The organism is Vibrio ichthyoenteri ATCC 700023 (assembly GCF_000222605.1).
GTDB lineage: Bacteria > Pseudomonadota > Gammaproteobacteria > Enterobacterales > Vibrionaceae > Vibrio > Vibrio ichthyoenteri.
In genome coordinates, this window is record NZ_AFWF01000047.1 from 1 (window position 1) to 1,428 (window position 1,428).

Consider the following 1,428-nt stretch of genomic DNA (forward strand, 5'->3'; position numbering starts at 1 on the left):
CGTTTCATAAAGACACTGTTATTTTTAAATGATATTTTGTCTTTCTTCAATTTTCCTGCTTCATCTAGTAAGCCAAACACCCCTTTTAGTTCGTCGATTTTCTGTTGGTGCATTTCATAGCCTTTATCTTTAAAGCGACTAAGAAGCTCATACAGACGTTTGGAGTATTCTTTTTTAACATCGAAGAAGTTACGAGTGTTTATTAATGCAAAGCCTTGATTATATTCAATATATTCTGATTTTAGCATGTCGTTTGGCACCATTGTCAACGTACGGTTTTTATAGGCTATGTGCTTAAATAATGGGCGGTAGTCAAACTCTATTTCACCTTTCTGGTTTTCGACTTTTATGCCTATCTTTCGACTTGCTAGACGGTTAGCAACAGGGCTTAAGTTACTACCAATGTGTTTTGATTCTACTCGTAACCATTCCGATAACTGATGAGAAGTAAACTCGTAGTGAGGTGTATTATATTCCCAGTCAGTTTCCTTCATATGGGCGATCATCAATGCAAACATATCAGCTTCTCTCGCTGATAGGTCCTGCCGACTAAAAACTAATTGATGCCCTTTTTTTATGTGTTTTGGCAGGTTGTCGCTTACAACAGGATAGAAATATTCGTCATTACTCATATATAAACTCAAGTGACACATTTTAGGCTATTATGACACATTTTAGGCTTTAGGTAAGCCTGTTACCTAAAATGTGTCATGTTTATTATGTAGCGACAATTAGCTTTGGTATGCCAGCTATCATTGCTCGTGGCAACTTGTGCGTTTGAATTGTTTTTTTGATATTGATTCGTTTTTTTGTTGCAATGCATTAAAATTGAATCAACACTAAAGGCGTACAATTTGGAGGCTATATGCTACTACACGAAATTCAGGGCTTAGGCGAGAGAGCGAAGTTATCTCGTATTGCTCGCTCAGAAATACAACTGGAAGTTAAACAGGAAGTAACTCAGAAGACATATTCTCAACGAGAATTACAGCGTTTGCTTAAATTCACAAACAGGCCTGTAGCAATGAACACATTGAAAGATGTAATGATTAACATGTCTGAGCAAGGAATTATTTTTCCTAAAACATCTACAAATCAATACAGATTAAGTATCAGTGATTGTTACAAAGTTGCTGATTATTTAGGGGTTGAAAAGTATCGGGATAGAGGATGGGATGCTTTTGTTTGTATTTTACAAAATTTAAAAGGTGGTGTTGGTAAATCACTAGGTACGAACATGCTTGCAGATGCACTTACTTCACTTGAGCGGTATGCATTACTTCAAAATCGAGTGTTGATTATAGATCTTGATCCTCAAGGAACCAGTACTCAGCAGCTACTACCTGGTTATGATATTGCCGATTCTGATTTAACATCAATTCTTGCTATGGCAACTGTAGGATTAACAAAAGACGAACTGACTAAAGC

At 36.4% G+C, this 1,428-nt stretch carries 2 protein-coding genes; one reads left to right on the forward strand and one right to left on the reverse strand.

Annotated elements, in window-relative coordinates; all coding sequences use genetic code 11:
- The coding region (locus tag RH85_RS05165) for a replication initiation protein (RefSeq protein ID WP_006711146.1) at positions 1-632 on the reverse strand (632 nt) is incomplete at its 3' end.
- A 233-nt stretch (positions 633-865) separates the two neighbouring features.
- On the opposite strand from RH85_RS05165, the gene RH85_RS05170 reads away from it, so the two are divergent.
- Positions 866-1,428, forward strand: a 563-nt coding sequence (locus RH85_RS05170; RefSeq protein WP_006711147.1) for a ParA family protein, incomplete at its 3' end; no start/stop codon positions are given.